Annotated in this window: 13 protein-coding genes; 3 read left to right on the forward strand and 10 right to left on the reverse strand. The window is 66.5% G+C overall.

The window, feature by feature from the left end; all coding sequences use genetic code 11:
• Positions 1 to 111: 111 nt before the first annotated feature.
• The 3 genes from FBY20_RS18895 to FBY20_RS18905 form a co-directional block, all read right to left on the reverse strand.
• On the reverse strand, positions 112 to 516 hold the full coding sequence (locus tag FBY20_RS18895; RefSeq protein WP_142056074.1) for a YchJ family protein: 405 nt from the start codon (positions 514 to 516) through the stop codon (positions 112 to 114).
• 860 nt (positions 517 to 1,376) lie between these two features.
• Positions 1,377 to 1,649, reverse strand: a complete 273-nt coding sequence (locus FBY20_RS18900; RefSeq protein WP_142053956.1) for a GNAT family N-acetyltransferase — start codon at positions 1,647 to 1,649, stop codon at positions 1,377 to 1,379.
• 448 nt (positions 1,650 to 2,097) lie between these two features.
• The gene (locus FBY20_RS18905; protein WP_142056076.1) at positions 2,098 to 3,048 is read right to left on the reverse strand and encodes a 3-hydroxyacyl-CoA dehydrogenase NAD-binding domain-containing protein; all 951 of its coding nucleotides are present in this window, start codon (positions 3,046 to 3,048) and stop codon (positions 2,098 to 2,100) included.
• 185 nt (positions 3,049 to 3,233) lie between these two features.
• On the opposite strand from FBY20_RS18905, the gene FBY20_RS18910 reads away from it, so the two are divergent.
• Positions 3,234 to 3,860 (forward strand): hypothetical protein, encoded by a 627-nt coding sequence (locus FBY20_RS18910; RefSeq protein WP_142053958.1) that lies wholly within the window; start codon positions 3,234 to 3,236, stop codon positions 3,858 to 3,860.
• 18 nt (positions 3,861 to 3,878) lie between these two features.
• Here FBY20_RS18910 and FBY20_RS18915 read toward each other — a convergent pair whose 3' ends face one another.
• Positions 3,879 to 5,276, reverse strand: coding sequence for an MFS transporter (locus FBY20_RS18915; RefSeq protein WP_142053960.1), 1,398 nt, complete (start codon positions 5,274 to 5,276; stop codon positions 3,879 to 3,881).
• Positions 5,277 to 5,394: 118 nt separating this feature from the next.
• Here FBY20_RS18915 and FBY20_RS18920 point away from each other — a divergent pair, with 118 nt between their 5' ends.
• Both FBY20_RS18920 and FBY20_RS18925 read left to right on the forward strand, forming a co-directional pair.
• Complete coding sequence (locus FBY20_RS18920) at positions 5,395 to 6,264, forward strand: LysR family transcriptional regulator (RefSeq protein ID WP_142053962.1); 870 nt, start codon at positions 5,395 to 5,397, stop codon at positions 6,262 to 6,264.
• Between the two features lie 84 nt (positions 6,265 to 6,348).
• Positions 6,349 to 7,764 (forward strand): amidase family protein, encoded by a 1,416-nt coding sequence (locus tag FBY20_RS18925; protein ID WP_056324488.1) that lies wholly within the window; start codon positions 6,349 to 6,351, stop codon positions 7,762 to 7,764.
• Between the two features lie 102 nt (positions 7,765 to 7,866).
• On the opposite strand, the gene FBY20_RS18930 is transcribed toward FBY20_RS18925, so the two are convergent.
• The 6 genes from FBY20_RS18930 to leuS all read right to left on the reverse strand — a co-directional run bounded on the left by FBY20_RS18930 (position 7,867) and on the right by leuS (position 14,963).
• Complete coding sequence (locus FBY20_RS18930) at positions 7,867 to 8,652, reverse strand: 2-keto-4-pentenoate hydratase (protein WP_142053964.1); 786 nt, start codon at positions 8,650 to 8,652, stop codon at positions 7,867 to 7,869.
• Between the two features lie 4 nt (positions 8,653 to 8,656).
• On the reverse strand, positions 8,657 to 9,037 hold the full coding sequence (locus FBY20_RS18935) for a hypothetical protein (RefSeq protein ID WP_174245430.1): 381 nt from the start codon (positions 9,035 to 9,037) through the stop codon (positions 8,657 to 8,659).
• A 139-nt stretch (positions 9,038 to 9,176) separates the two neighbouring features.
• Positions 9,177 to 10,442: a glutamate-5-semialdehyde dehydrogenase gene (locus FBY20_RS18940; RefSeq protein WP_056322805.1), complete on the reverse strand. Its 1,266-nt coding sequence runs from the start codon at positions 10,440 to 10,442 to the stop codon at positions 9,177 to 9,179.
• Between the two features lie 130 nt (positions 10,443 to 10,572).
• Entirely contained in the window at positions 10,573 to 11,628 is a 1,056-nt protein-coding gene (gene holA / locus FBY20_RS18945; RefSeq protein WP_056322808.1) for a DNA polymerase III subunit delta, read from the reverse strand.
• 3 nt (positions 11,629 to 11,631) lie between these two features.
• Positions 11,632 to 12,294, reverse strand: a complete 663-nt coding sequence (lptE, locus tag FBY20_RS18950) for an LPS assembly lipoprotein LptE (protein WP_056322811.1) — start codon at positions 12,292 to 12,294, stop codon at positions 11,632 to 11,634.
• An 11-nt stretch (positions 12,295 to 12,305) separates the two neighbouring features.
• Positions 12,306 to 14,963: a leucine--tRNA ligase gene (gene leuS / locus FBY20_RS18955; protein WP_056324495.1), complete on the reverse strand. Its 2,658-nt coding sequence runs from the start codon at positions 14,961 to 14,963 to the stop codon at positions 12,306 to 12,308.
• Positions 14,964 to 14,985: the final 22 nt, after the last annotated feature.

Here is a 14,985-nt window from a genome sequence, read left to right on the forward strand (position 1 = left end):
CGGCTTCAAGTACGGCGTCAATCGTGATCTCATCGCTGCCTCATCGCGGCTTCAAATTCGGCGTCAAATTTGGCGTCAATTATGGCCGCGATCGTGGCGGGAGGTTTCCCTTCAGCGTACGTCGCCGTCTAGGTAGAACCACTGTCCGCTTTCTCGCAGGAAGCGGCTGGTCTCGTGGATGCGGCTGGCGCGGCCGTCAAGGCGGCTTCTGGCCACGAACTCGACGGTTGCGTGTTCTGCGTCCTGATTTGCCGCGGCCTTGATTTGCAAGCCCAGCCATTTCAGGCCGGGCGGGTTGGGATCGAGTGACGCAGGGCGCGTGCGCGGGTGCCACGTTGCCAACAGATAAGGCAGGTTGTCCAGCACAAAGGCGCTGTATCGTGAGCGCATGAGGGCTTCGGCCGTAGGGGCTTGCAGCGCCTGCGGGCCGTCGTGCCAGCGGCCGCAGCACTCGGCGTAGCTACGGGAGCTGCCGCAGGGGCAGGAGGGATTGGAGGGGCTTGGTTGCTTTGGCACGGTTTGGGGCAATTGGATCCGGACGCGGATCAGAGAATCAGAAGTGTTCAAGCGGTCAGCATAACGGATCGAGGCGACCGGCAGATAAAACCAATTTGGAAGCGAGGCCGGAAGCCCGCTCGATTCGTCAGATCTAGGCTTCTGACGATACGGCAGAACAAAAAACAAGGGGTCGCTTCACCTGGGCCGCGAGAGGCTGAGGCGATTGATATGGCCGCTAGACAGGGCATCAAATCGAGGCAAGCAATCGAGGCGACGCGGCTCGAGGCAACGGACCGAGGCAACGGATCGAGGCAGCGAGTCGAGGCAACGGATCGAGGCAACGGACCGAGGCAACGGACCGAGGCAACGGATCGAGGCAGCGAGTCGAGGCAACGGATCGAGGAAACGGACCGAGGTAACGGACCGAGGCAACGGATCGAGGCAACGGATCGAGGCAACGGATCGAGGCAGCGAGTCGATGCGACGGACCAAGGCAGCGAGTCGACGCAACGGATCGAGGCAATGGATCTGGCCCGCAAGTCGAGGCAAGAGATCGAGACAACGGGCCCAGGCAGCGGATCGAGCCAGCGAAACGAGCGAGCGAGTCGGGGCGGAGGATCGAGGCAACGGATCGAAACCACGGATCGAAGCAACGGATCGGGGAGCCGATCGAGGCAACGCAATCGTGCGAGAAGAGCTCGTGCCTGATCACCGCAACAAATAACGGCAACCCCGCGGGACGACGGGCAAACCTGCCAAACCGAGCGCCGCTGCGACTGCAGCCAAGATATGGCGCAGGCGGAGGGCATTCTGCATTAGCGCCAGGTCGGGCGAAAAGGACTCGCAGGTAAAGGCGGAGAACGGATCGGGAGATCGCGTCAGGCCAGCAGGTCGGCGTATTCGGGATGGCGTCTGATGTAGGCGTCGGCGTAGGAACAATAGGGCTTGACCTTCCAGCCGTTTTTGCGCGCGGTCAGCAGGGCTTGTTGGGTCAGTTCGGCGGCGATGCCGCGGCCGCCGACCGCGCTGGGTACGCCTGTGTGCGTGATTGCCATGGCGCCGTTTTGCAGTTCATAGTCCAGCACGCACAGCACGCCGTCGACGGTGGCGGTGAAGCGGGAGCGGTCGGTGTCGTGTATTACGGAAATCATTCAAGAAACTCCTTGGGTGGCGGCTGAGCGGGCTTTGTTGAGGCCTGCGCCGCATTCACAAACAACGCGCTAATTGAGGATCGCGCCGGGCATAAATCGTGCACACCGCGTGCGAGTCACACCGGGCAGCCCCGCTCCGCTTCGAACGCGTTTCAAACCCCTCTCGCGGGCAGAACGGCAACCCCGCTCTGTAAACCGGGAAAGGATGGCCTTCAGTTCAGCGAGCAAGTTTCGAGCCCGCGCCCAGGGTGGCCGACTCGGAAATCCGCCGCCGTGGCGCCAGGCGTTTGCCATCGTATACAAGACGCCGTCAAAAAAAGCCGCGCCCGGAGTCGGTTCGCCGGGTGCGGCCCCGGGGATCGGCGGGCGATGGCGGATGGCCATAACGATGACGGGTTCCCAGATATTAGCGCCGACGGCGCGCAGCTCCGGCTCAATGCTGAGGGCTTTACCGGTGCAGCACCTTGATCAACGCGGTAAGTTGCGCGTCGCGGGTTTCGACGAGGTCGGCGATGTTGCGGTGGCCGGCCTCGGCGTTGACGCCTTCGATCAGGCGTTGCTGCAGCGCTGGCGTGACCTCGGGTGCGCCTAGGTCGTCCCACCAGGTTTGCACCGGGCCCAGGAGGTGGTGCATGAAATGCGCCAGACCGCCTTCGCCGCCGCCCAGGTTGAACGTCATGTGCGGGCCGAAGAGCGCCCAGCGCAAGCCGGGGCCTTGCGATACCGCGGCGTCGATGTCCGCGACGCTGGCGACGTTTTCGGCGGCAAGGTGGATGGCCTCGCGCCACAGGGCGGCTTGCAGGCGGTTGGCGATGTGGCCGGGGACTTCCTTGTTCAGGCGGATGGGGTATTTGCCCATGCTGCGATAGAAGTCGATGGCGCGGTCCATGGTGTCGGCGGACGTCTGGTCGCCGCCGACGACTTCGACCAGTGGAATGAGGTGCGGCGGATTGAAGGGGTGGCCGATCACGAACCGTTGGGGATGGCGACAGCGCGATTGCAGCCGGCTCATGATGAGGCCCGATGAGCTCGATGCGACGATGACGTGCGGGGGCAGGACGGCGTCGATGCGGGCAAACAGGTCCGTCTTGAAGTCTTCGCGTTCGGGCGCGTTTTCTTGCACGAAATCCACGCCGGTCAACGCCTTTTCGAGATCGGGTTCGAAGCGTAGCGCGTCGGCGGTGGCGCCGGGGCGCACGTGGCCAAGTTCGGCCAGGACCGGCCAAGCCGCCTGCACACGGGCGATGGTTTGGGCTTCGGCATGCGGGCTGGGATCGCTGACCACGACTTCAAGTCCGCGCGCGAGAAACAGCGCTGCCCAACTGGCGCCGATCGTGCCGGCGCCGACGATGGCGACGCGGTGGATGGGGATGGCGGTGGATGAAGCGGAGCCGTGCAAGTCAGACGGCGACGACGGCGGGTTTGACGAAGCAGAGCTGGACGAAGCAGAGCTGGACGAAGCAAGGCTGGACATGCAGGTCTCCGTTGTTGGGTTTGCTTCATTGTGAAGCAAAGCCGATGCCGTTGCCACGCAAGCCGAGCGGCGGCAAGATAGGGCTTTTCGAAAATCGCCAGGAGGCTTGCATGCGTCCGACGCCTGCGCGCGCGACCGTACCGTATTTCTGCCAATGGGAATCCGCGCATCGGGCGGGCGAGATCATTCGCGGGGAACTGGCGCTGGCTGACGACCCCGCGTGGCGCAATTCCGGGGCGCGGGATCTGGACGAGTACGTGCGTTGGGCCAGCCATGTGTGCGGGATGGCGTGTCTGAAGATGGTGCTTGCGGCGCGCACCGGCCACGCCCATCCGACCCTGGGGCTGGCGCGGGGCAGCTTGTCTTACGGGGCGTACGTCGAGGAACCGGACGGAAGCATCAGGGGCCTGATCTACGCACCGTTCGTGCAATACGTCGCGGAAGTCTTTGGCATGCGTGCGCACGTGCGCGTGGACTTGCCGGCTTCAGGCCTGCCTGAGCTGATGGCGCGGGCGGATTACTTCATGGCCTCGGTACATCCGTCGATTCGCTGGCCCGCTGTGCAGCCGCCGAAAAAGGGCGGGCATCTGGTGCTGGTGACGCGCGCCACGCCCGACGCCGTGACGTTTCATAACCCGTCGGGCGAGCCGGGCTCGCAGGCGGACGTGGTGCTGCCGCTGGCCGACTTCGACAGGTTCTATGCCGGCCGCGGCGTGGAAATCCCGCCCGCTGGTTGACGAGGCTTACATGCCGGCTCAGGCGTTGCGGGTGCGGCGCAGATAGCGCCATGCGAGCACAACCGTGATGCCATAGCTGGCGGTGATGACGCCGTAGGCGGCAGGCAACGTGGCGTGCCAGTCTGGCAGCAGATGCAGAAGGGTGCCCATCACCGCGACGCCGACCAGCGCGCCGGACTGGCGATTGGCATTCAGGGCGGCGGCCGCGCTGTTGGCGTGCTGGCGGCCGGATACCTGCATGACGATACTGGTCATCCCCGGCACGGCGATCCCTACGCCCAGGTTGGCCAGTGCGACGACGATGGCAAATGGCCAGTACGCGACGCCGGGAGTGAACGCGGCGATGCCGACGGCGCTCATTGCGGCCGCGAGCGAGACGCCGCCGAGCAGCGATGCCGACACGTTCCACCGCGCCGACACGCGCCCCGAGATGAGGTTGCCGATGGAGAATACCGCCAGCATCGGCACCAGCTCGATGCCGGTCTGCAACGCATCGGCGCCGCGTGCATGCTGCAGGAACAGGCTGAGCAAGAACAGTTGGCCATACGACGCGAGGTTGATGAGAAACCCCACCGCGTTGGCCGCGGAGAATTGCGGGGTGGCGAAGAGCGTCCGCGGGAGAATGGGTTCGGCGTGCTGCCGTTCGCGGTGCACCAGAAGCGCGGCGGCGGCCAGGCCCAGAAGCATCGTCGCTGCGATGGCCGGGGAGGTCCAGCCATAGGCGTTGCCCTGGATCAGCACGAAGCACAGACTGGACAGCGCCACGACGCCGAGCACGTGGCTCATGGGGTTGAGCGCGCGGGCGCGACGTGGCGCGGACGCGATGCGGCGGCGGGCGAGCCACAGGCCTGCCAGGCCCAGCGGGATGTTGATGAGGAAGATGCCGCGCCATCCAAATTGGTGGATCAGCGCGCCGCCCAGCAACGGTCCCGATGCGCCAGCGACCGCCACGATGGCGGACCAGGCGGCCAGCATTCGGTTGCGCACGCTTTCGTCGTCATAGGCGTGTGTGAGCAGGCTGAGCGAGCTTGGCATGAAAAGCGCCGCGCCGACGCCTTGCAGCATGCGGGCCGCGATCAGGGTGTCGGCGTTTGGCGCCAGGCCGCAGAGCAGTGACGCGGCGGTGAACACCCCCAAGCCGGCAAGGTAGAGGGTCTTGGCGCCGTAGCGGTCGGCCAGCGCGCCGGCGACCAGCAGCAGGGCGGCGAACGTCAGCGTGTAGCCGTCGACGATCCACACCAGGTCGGTCAGCGGGACGGCGAACTGGAGCGCGATGCTGGGAATCGCCACATTGACCACGGTTACGTCGAGCATGGCCATGACGAATCCGATGGCCAGGGTGACAAGCGGCACCCATCCCGTGGCGGCGGCGGGCAGCGCGTCTTGGGCGGCGATGGGGCGGCAGGCGGATGACATGATGGGACTCTTTTCGAGGGGGCGGGGAGCGGGAGGTGCAAAGCTTAGGCGCTTGTTGTGATGCAAAAAAGCCGCATAACGGCTTTATAGTCATGCAAAAGTGCATCAAGGACATCAAATGGATTGGGACAACGCGAGGATATTTCTGGCCATCTACCGCGTGGGAACGCTGCGCGGGGCGGCGGCGGTGCTGCAGATCGACCAGGCCACCGCTGGCCGGCGCCTAGCCGCGCTGGAGGCGTCGCTGGATGCGCGCCTGTTCCTGCGCACGCCCGGTGGCTACGTCCCGACTTCGGCGGGCGAGCTTGCGTTTGCGGCCGCCGAACGCATGGAGCAGGCGGCGGACCAGCTGCAGCGCCAGATGCAGGGGCTGGACCATCGGCTGTCGGGGGGGGTTCGCGTGGCAGCCTCGGAGACGGTTGCCCGTTATTTCGTGATGGAGGCCATCAAGCGGGTCCACGCCGAACACCCTGACATTCGCGTGGTGCTGACGACCGGCATCCAGATCAGCAATCTGACGCGCCGTGAGGCCGATCTGGCCATCCGCAACATCAAGCCCGACAACCCCGATCTGATCCATCGCCACTTGGCGCGCAAGGAGGTCGGCCTGTATGCGTCGCGCGCGTACCTGGACGCGCACGGAGAGCCCAAGCCCGGCACCGCGTTCGCGGGGCACACCTTGATCGCCTATCAGCAAGCCGTGCTGCCGGGCTGGTCGGATTCCCTTTGCGGCGAACCCACGCGCAATGGCCGCATCGGTGTCGAGGTGAATTCGGGGTTGATGATCATCGACGCGGTCGTGGCGGGTCTTGGCATTGGCGAGCTGCCCACGCACATGGCGCCCGACCATCCGGACCTGGTGCGCATCTGGCCAGCGCGCGCCGAGGCGTATGACCTGTGGCTGGTGATGCATGGCGACCTGAACCGCACCGCGCGCGTGCGGGCCGTGGCCGACGCGATTGTCGAGGTCTTTGAAGAGAGCAATTAGCGGCAAGCCGAGGCTTGTCGCGCGGCGCGACTGGCGCTAAGGTTTGCTGGCCCGCAGGAAAACCCACGACCTCAGGAGTTGCGCGTGTCCGATCTTTGGCGTTTGTCCGCAGTTGAGCTTGCCGCCCTTGTCCGCAAGCGTGAAGTGTCCGCCGTGCAGGCCGCGCAAAGCGCGCTGCAGCGGCTTGATGCCGTCAATCCCGCGATCAACGCGGTGGTGGATCATCGGCCGGAAGACGTGCTGGCGCAGGCGGCCGAGGTGGACGCGGCAATCGCGCGCGGAGAAGATCCCGGCATGCTGGCCGGCGTGCCCGTGACCGTGAAGGTCAACGTGGATCAGGCGGGCTTTGCTACGACCAACGGCGTGCGATTGCAGAAAGACCTGATTGCCGAACGGAACAGTCCGGTCGTCGACAACTTGCGGCGGGCCGGCGCGGTGATTTTGGGCCGCACGAACACGCCGGCGTTTTCCCTGCGCTGGTTCACCGGCAACGTGTTGCATGGCGACACGCGCAATCCGCGGAATCCGGCGCTGACGCCCGGCGGTTCGTCGGGCGGCGCCGCGTCTGCCGTGGCGGCAGGCATTGGGCATCTGGCGCATGGCACCGACATCGCCGGGTCGATCCGTTACCCCGCCTATGCGTGCGGCGTGCATGGCCTGCGTCCATCGCTGGGCAGGGTGGCGGCCTACAACGCCTCGCTGCCGGAGCGTTCGATCGGCGGGCAGATCACCGCCGTGTCGGGACCGCTGGGCCGCACGATTGCCGATGTGCGGGTGGGGCTGGCCGCGCTGGCTGCGCCGGATCCGCGCGATCCGTGGTGGGTGCCGGCGCCGCTGACCGGCCCGGAGGCGCCGCGGCGCGCTGCGCTGTGTCTGAACCCGGAAGGCATGGATACCGATCCCGCAGTGGTGAAGGCGTTGCAGGAAGCGGCGCGGCGGCTGAGCGAGGCGGGTTGGACAGTCGATACGCTGGAAGCGTTGCCGCCGATGCAGGAGGCCGCCGACCTGCAGATCCGCATGTGGATGGCCGACGGCTACGACGCCATGCTGGCGGCTGCGGAAAAAGAAGGCGACCCGGGCGCGTTGGTGGCGCTGGCCGGGCAACGCGACAAAGCGGCGGGCGCGGATCTGACGACCTTTTCGGCGGTGCTGACGCGTCGCGCCACGCTCACGCGTTTGTGGGAGATGTTCTTTGCCGAGTATCCGGTGCTGCTTTTGCCGGTGTCGGCCGAACTGCCATTTCCCGACAACCTGGATCTGCAAGGCGACGCGGCCTATGCGCGCGTGTGGCGCGCGCAGATGACCCAGATCGGTCTGCCGTTCATGGGCTTGCCGGGACTGTCCGTGGCGATGGGTAGCGCCATGAGCAGCGCGGGCCCGAGTCCGGTGGGCGTGCAGGTGGTGGCGGGGCGGTACCGCGAGGACCTGTGCCTGGCGGCCGGCGAAATCATCGAGGCGGCCGGCGAGCCGATCAGTATCGCCGGGCCTGCGCCGAAGTAATTGGCGGTTGGTGGATAACGGCGGGGCTGCCTGAAGGTGGGACGGCCAGAAGGTGGGCCAGCCTGAAAGTGAGGCGGCCTGAAGGTGGCCGTCCGTGCGGCCTTAGCCGCCGAAGCGCACCTTCAGCACGCCCAGATCGCCGTACGCCAGTTCGATGTCTTGATTGGCGGGCACGTCCAGAAAGCCCGCGTATGAGCCGGTGATGACGTGCTGGCCGGCCGTCAGCCCCAGGCCTTGCTCGCGCAGGAAATTGGCCAGCCAGTACAGGCCTGCCTTGGGGCGGTCGTTCGGGTGGATGCCCGCGTGCTGCTCGACTTCAACGCCATCGACCGTCAACGTGATGGTCATGCAGCCGGGGGCTGCGTCGGGCGATGAAATCCGCGGGCCCAGGACGAGGCCTTGGTTGAACATGTGGTCCGCCAGCAGCTCGGGCAGGCTTGCATGTTCGGGGGCGGCGTAGCGGCAGCCCAGGACTTCGAGCGCCAGGCGGGCGCCGCCGACGGCGGCATCGATCTCGGCTTCGGTGTAGGGTGTGTCGCGCGGCGGCAGGTCGCGGACGATTTCGAACGCGATTTCGGGTTCGATGCGAACGAGGGCATCGCGGGTGGCGACCGGCCCGGCCGCGGCGTCAGCCGTGCCCGAGGCATAGATGGGCGCCACGACGGTTTTTTCGGGCGAGGGTAGCGCGCTTTTCCAGGCCGCGATGGTGTCCTGGCGCGTTTCGCGCAGAAGTTCAGCGGTGCGCTGCTGCACGGCGAAGGCCTGGCCCAGGGACTGCGGCCGGCATTCCGCAGGCAGGCGGGGGCCGGCCACGCCTGCCTGGCGCGCGGCGATCAGAAAGCGCGCGGCGTCGATGCTGCCGGGATAGTCTTCAAATCTGATTTGCATGCGTTCAGGCTCCGACGAACAGCATGATCCACAAGACGATCATGGCGATCAGGCCCAGCCAGCACGAACCCCAGAAGCCGACGATCGGCCATTTGAGGGACAGCGGAACCTTCTTGGGATCGACGTGGGCAAGCAGGTCGTTGGCATTGCCGATCAACCACATGCGCGTGCCGGGAAACATCAGGCGGAAGAAATAATCGAGCATGATCGCAGCCTGGATCGCCAGCGGGAATTGCTTGAACGGCCGATGCTGTAGATAGGGGTGCTTGAGGGCCGCATTGACCTGCTGGGTCTTGAAGAAGAACAGCACGATGCCGCTGATCGTGCAGGTGATGAAACACAGCACAAACAGGCTGAAGGCCGTTGCCATGACGGGTGAATGCATGGGGGATCTCAACGATGCGCGGCGGGACCGCGTGGGATGGACAAATTCAGGCAAAAAAAGCTGGCCCTATTGTAGAGGGCTTGGCGCGGCCCCGTGTTCAGGGCCGCGTCAGTAGCGCCGGTCGGGCGCTTGGGCTGGGTCAGCCGCGGGTCTGGCCTTCGCCGTTCAAGACCCACTTGAGCGTGGTCAGGCCTTCCAGACCGACCGGACCGCGCGCGTGCAGGCGATTGGTGGAAATGCCGATTTCGGCGCCCAGCCCGTATTCGAAGCCGTCTGCAAAGCAGGTGGGAAGGTTGACGTACACGGAGCTGGAGTCGACTTCACGCTGGAAGCGCTGGGCCGCAGACAGGTCTTGCGTCACGATCGCGTCGGTGTGGCCCGAGCCATAGCGCGCGATATGTTCGATGGCGTCGTCCAGCGTGTCGACGATGCGCACGGCCAGGATGGGCGCCAGGTATTCGGTGGCCCAGTCTTCCTCGGTGGCGGGCGTGGCGTGCGGCAGCAGCGCCAGCGTGCGCGGGCAGCCGCGCAGTTCGACGCCGTGTTCGGCGAAGGCGGCGGCCAGGCTGGGCAAGATGGACACGGCGGCCACGGCGTCGATCAGCAGCGTTTCCATGGCGCCGCAGATGCCATAGCGGTAGGTCTTGGCGTTCAGGGCGATGGCGTGGGCCTTGTCGGGGTCTGCCGCCGCGTCGATGTAGATGTGGCAGTTGCCGTCCAGATGCTTGATGAGCGGCACGCGCGCTTCCTGGGACAGCCGGGCGATGAGGCCCTTGCCGCCGCGCGGCACGATGACGTCGATGTGCTCGGTCATGGTGATGAGCGCGCCCACGGCCGCGCGGTCGGTCGTGGCGACGACCTGCACGGCATCCTGCGGCAGGCCGGCGGCGGCCAGGCCGGTCTGCACGATGCGGCCGAGCGCCACGTTCGAGTGCAGGGCTTCGCTGCCGCCGCGCAGGATGGCGGCGTTGCCGGACTTCAGGCACAGGGCCGCCGCGTCGATGGTGACGTTGGGGCGCGATTCATAAATGATGCCGATCACGCCCAATGGCACGCGCATCTGGGCGACACGCATGCCGTTGGGCCGCACGGTGGTGGCGGTGATGCTGCCGATCGGGTCGGGCAGGGCGGCGATTTGGCGCAGGCCTTCGGCCATGTGCGCCAGCGTCTTGTCCGACAGGGTCAGGCGGTCGAGCAGGGCGGGCTCCAGGCCATTTGCCCGGGCGGCGGCCACGTCCTTTTCGTTCGCGGCTTTCAGTTCGTCGTGGCTGGCGGCCAGCGCGTCGGCCATGGCGATCAGCGCCCGGTTCTTGGCGGCGCTGTCGGCGCGCATCATGGCGCGCGAGGCGCGGCGGGCGTTTTCGCCCAGGGTCAGCATGGCTTGTTCGATGGAGGACGAGGACATGGCGGCGTCGATCTTGTGGAGAAGGCGGCGCGGGCGCCGCCTGAAGAGTCAGTGTATATCCGGCGGGAGGGCCGGGCGAGATCCGGTCGGCGGACCGGATGGGGGCGGGAGGCAGGCGGCGAAGCCGCCTTCACGGTCGGCCGCCGGCGGCGGCCACGCGCAGGGCCAGCCGGGTCATTTCTTCCCAGGGGTCCGACAGGCGTCCGGGCACCGACAGGCCCTTGATCAGGCGGTCGACTTCGTGGGCGTGCTGCACGGCAGCGGGCCAGACGTTGGGCTGCACCCGGTTCAGGGCCTGCAGCGCAAGGCGTTCATGCGCGCCGAAAATGCGCAGGCGGCGCATGAGGCCGCCCGCGTCCTGGCCCAGCGCGCGTGCTTCGGCAATGCGGGCCAGCAAGCGGATTTCTTCGCCGACTGCCCACAGCACCAGCGGCAGCGCCTCGCCTTCGGCGCGCAGGCCGTCGATCATGCGGATGGTGCGGCCGATGTCGCCGGCCAGCATGGCATCGCGCAGACCGAAGACGTCGTAGCGGGCGACGTTCAGCACGGCGCGCTCGACGTCCTCGGGGGCAAGCTGGCCTTCGGGGTAGAGCAGGCCCAGCTTCTGGATTTCCTGGTGGGCGGCGAGCAGGTTGCCTTCGACCTTGTCCGCCATCCATTGCAGGGTGGCGCTGTCGGCGCGCTGGTTCTGGCGCGCCAGGCGCATGCCGACCCAGGCGGGCAGGCGGCCGCGTTCGATGTTGGCGATATCGACAGACATGCCGGCGCGGGCAAGCGCCTGCATCCAGCGGCTTTCGCGGGTGGCCTTGTCCAGACGGGGCAGCGCGATCAGCACCAGGGTGTCGGCGTCTGGCTGCTTTTCGGCCTGTTCGGCCAGTTTGGTCAGGGTGTCGGCGCCGGATTTGCCCGGCTTGCCGGTGGGTATCTTGATTTCAAGGATGCGGCGGTCGCCAAAGAGCGACACGCTCTGGGTGGCGGCAATGACCGCGCTCCAGTCGCTGCGCGCGTCCATCACCATGGACAGCCGCTCGGTGTAGCCAGCGTTGCGCGCGGCGGCGCGAAGGGAGTCGACGGCTTCGGTCACCAGCAGCGGCTCGTCGCCCGACACCGTGTACAGCGGCGCCAGGCGGTTGCCGGGCCGCTGCAGGTGTTCGGCCAGCCGATCCGCGTCCAGAGGCTGTGCCATGGACTAGCGGACGATGGCCGGATCGGTGACGGACGGCGTCTGCCAGGGCGTGGGCACGCGCGGTCGTTGCTGCTCGTTGGGGTCGAACAACGGCGCGTTTGCGTCGTCGCCGCCCGCTTGCGCGGCTTCGAATGCCTTGTGCACGTCCGGCGCGGTGATGCGGCGCAGCACGCGCGAGACGAGGTCCCGCTGCATGGCCTTGTACAGCGTTTCGATCTGGCCTTGCTTGGCCTGCACGACCTGGTCGTCGTACGGCATTTCGCGGTAGATGGACAGCGTCGTGTCGGGGACCAGGGCGCGGCCCTTGGCGTCGATCAGGCGGAACGTGTAGTTGATGCCGAGTTCGTAGGATTCGACACGGCCTTGCGCGTTCAGCGAGACCTCACGCAGCGTGCGCGTGTCGTTGACCTGCTGGAGGATCGCCTGGGCTTCCTTGCGCGAATCCACCAGTCTGGTGTTGGGCGAGGCCGCGCGCAGCGCGCGGCGCAGGTCTGCGCCGAACTGGATGTTGTCGGGAATGCCCACGTACAGTGTGTCGAAGGGCATCGGGGTGGTGCCGCGCAGCGCGAAGCCGCAGGCGGAGAGCAGCATGAACAGCGCCAGGCAGGCGCCGCGCAGCAGCCAGGTTTGGCGGGAGACTTGCGATTGTTGCCCGGCGAAGTGCATGCTTGACCTCATCAGCCTACGACGTTGACCAGTTTGCCCGGAACCACGATGACGCGCTTGGGCGGACGGCCCTCCAGGAATCGGGCGACCTCTTCCTGGCTGGCTGCCAGTTTTTCGATATCTTCCTTGGCCGCCTTGGCCGCCACGCGGATCGAGCCGCGCAGCTTGCCATTGACCTGCAGCATCAGCTCGATCTCGTCGGCGACGAGGGCGGCTTCGTCCACATGCGGCCACGGCGCGTCGAGCAGGTCGCCGAGTTCCTTGGCGTAGCCCAGATCCTGCCACAGGTGCCAGGTGATGTGCGGCACGACCGGGTAGAGCACGCGCAGCAGGACGCCGACGGTTTCGGCATAGGCGGCATCGGCCTCGGCGCCTTCGGGCAGCTTGGCATCGTCGATGGCGTTCAGCATCTTCATGCAGGCGGACACGACGGTGTTGTACTGGATGCGCTGGTAGTCGTAGTCGGCCTGCTTGAGCAGACCGTAGACCTCGCGGCGCAGGTCCTTGACCGCGGCGGGCGCTTGCGCCCAGTCCGCGCCGTGGGCCAGGCCGCGGGCGATGGCTTCGCGGCGGTTGTAGCTGATGGACCAGAGACGGCGCAGGAAGCGGTTGGAGCCTTCGACGCCGGAATCGGACCATTCGAGGGTCTGCTCGGGCGGGCTGGCGAACATGACGAACAGGCGGGCCGTGTCGGCGCCCAGCGTGTCGATCAGCGATTGCGGATCGACGCCGTTGTTCTTGGACTTGGACATCGTGCCCACGCCGCCGTAGTTGATGGCCGAACCGTCCGACTTCAGCTTGGCGCCGACGATGGCGCCGCGGTCGTCGTAGACGTTGTCGACGTCTTCGGGCCAGAAGTACTCGATGCCGCCCTGGGGCGTCTTGCGGGAATAGATGTGGTTCAGCACCATGCCCTGGCACAGCAGCTTGGTGAAGGGCTCGTCGAAGTTGAGCAGGCCCATGTCGCGCATGACCTTGGTCCAGAAGCGCGCGTACAGCAGGTGCAGCACGGCGTGCTCGATGCCGCCGATGTACTGGTCCATCGGCATCCAGTAGTCATTGCGCTGGTCGACCATGGCGTTGTCGTTGCCGGGCGAGGTGTAGCGCATGAAGTACCAGGACGAGTCCACGAACGTGTCCATCGTGTCCGTTTCGCGGCGGGCGGGCTTGCCGCACTTGGGGCAGGCGCAGGACAGGAAGGCTTCGTTCTTGGCCAGCGGGTTGCCGCTGCCGTCGGGGATGAGGTCGTCGGGCAGGACCACGGGCAGGTCCTTTTCGGGCACCGGCACCGGGCCGCAGTCGGCGCAGTGGATGATCGGGATCGGGGTGCCCCAGTAGCGCTGGCGCGAAATGCCCCAGTCGCGCAGGCGCCAGGTGGTCTGCTTTTCGCCCAGGCCCTTTTCGCCCAGGTCGGCCGCGATGGCGTCCACGGCTTCCCTGTAGGACAGGCCGTCGTACTTGCCGGAATTGATGGTGCGGCCCGACTGCTTGTCGCCGTACCATTCCTGCCAGGCGTCGGTGGAGTATTCCTTGCCGGGCACGTCCACGACTTGCACGATGGGCAGGCCGTATTTCTTGGCGAAGGCGAAGTCGCGCTCGTCGTGCGACGGCACGCCCATGACGGCGCCGTCGCCGTAGGTCATGAGCACGTAGTTGCCGACCCAGACTTCAACCTGCGCGCCGGTGATGGGGTGCGTGACGAACAGGCCCGTGGGCATGCCTTCTTTTTCGCGCGTGGCCATTTCGGCCTCGGTCGTGCCGCCGAGCTTGCACTGCTCGATGAACGCGGCCAGCGGCGCATTGTTGGCGGCGGCGTGCGTGGCCAGGGGGTGTTCCGGCGCCACGGCGCAGAAGGTCACGCCCATGATCGTGTCGGCGCGGGTGGTGAAGACGTACAGCTTGCCGTCCTGGATCAGTTGGCCATCCTGGCCGGCGATCTGGTGCGGGAAGGCAAAGCGCAGGCCCTCGGACTTGCCGATCCAGTTTTCCTGCATCAGGCGAACGCGCTCGGGCCAGCCGGGCAGGTCGTTCTGGACCGCGCCCAGCAGTTCGTCGGCGTAGTCGGTGATGCGCAGGTAGTAACCCGGGATTTCGCGCTTTTCGACGAGCGCGCCTGAACGCCAGCCGCGGCCGTCGATGACCTGTTCGTTGGCCAGCACGGTCTGGTCGACCGGGTCCCAGTTGACGACCTGGGTCTTGCGGTAGGCGACGCCCTTTTCGAGCATCTTCAGGAACAGCCACTGGTTCCACTTGTAATACTGCGGATCGCAGGCGCACATTTCGCGCGTCCAGTCGATTGCCAGACCCATCGCCTTCATCTGCTTCTTCATGTAGGCGATGTTGTCGTAGGTCCACTTGGCGGGCGGGACCTTGGACTTGATGGCTGCGTTTTCCGCCGGCATGCCGAACGCGTCCCAGCCCATGGGCATCAGGACGTTGTAGCCGCGCATGCGCAGCTGGCGGGCCATCATGTCGTTGATGGTGTAGTTGCGCACGTGGCCCATGTGCAGCTTGCCGCTGGGATAGGGCAGCATGGAGCAGGCGTAGAACTTGGGCTTTTCGGAGCCGTCGGGGTTCTTTGCGTGTTCTTGGACCAGATAGACGTCGCGGGCCTGCCAGTCTTGTTGGGCGGCCGCTTCGACGGTAGTGGGGAGGTAGCGTTCCTGCATGGGCTCGTGCGCGGTGGCGAAA

The sequence above is a fragment of the Achromobacter sp. SLBN-14 genome, from assembly GCF_006715415.1.
Taxonomy (GTDB): Bacteria; Pseudomonadota; Gammaproteobacteria; order Burkholderiales; family Burkholderiaceae_B; genus Achromobacter; species Achromobacter mucicolens.